Annotated in this window: 1 protein-coding gene; it reads right to left on the bottom strand. The window is 51.4% G+C overall.

The genetic code is table 11. The annotated features are described in order from the left end of the window. Positions 1-26 precede the first annotated feature (26 nt). Positions 27-247 (bottom strand): ABC transporter permease subunit (locus SB756_RS33630; RefSeq protein ID WP_410913707.1); only part of this gene is annotated, 221 nt, incomplete at its 5' end.

Below are 247 nucleotides of genomic sequence, written 5' to 3'. Positions count from 1 at the left end.
CGGCTTTGAGAAAATTTTTATCAAAATCAAGAACGGCGTTTGGTTGCGGAGTCCATCCATACTGCCAGCAACAGAATCGCACCTTTAACGATATACTGCCAGAAGGTCGGTACATCCATCATACTCATGCCGTTATCCAGTGAAGCCATGATAAATGCCCCCATTACTGCTCCGGCAACGCTTCCCACACCGCCAGCCAGGCTGGTGCCGCCAATCACGCATGCTGCAATTGCGTCCAGTTCGGCGA

Source organism: Pseudomonas sp. SIMBA_068 (genome assembly GCF_046534705.1).
Classification (GTDB): domain Bacteria; phylum Pseudomonadota; class Gammaproteobacteria; order Pseudomonadales; family Pseudomonadaceae; genus Aquipseudomonas; species Aquipseudomonas putida.
This window is presented reverse-complemented; position numbering and strand designations above follow the sequence as displayed.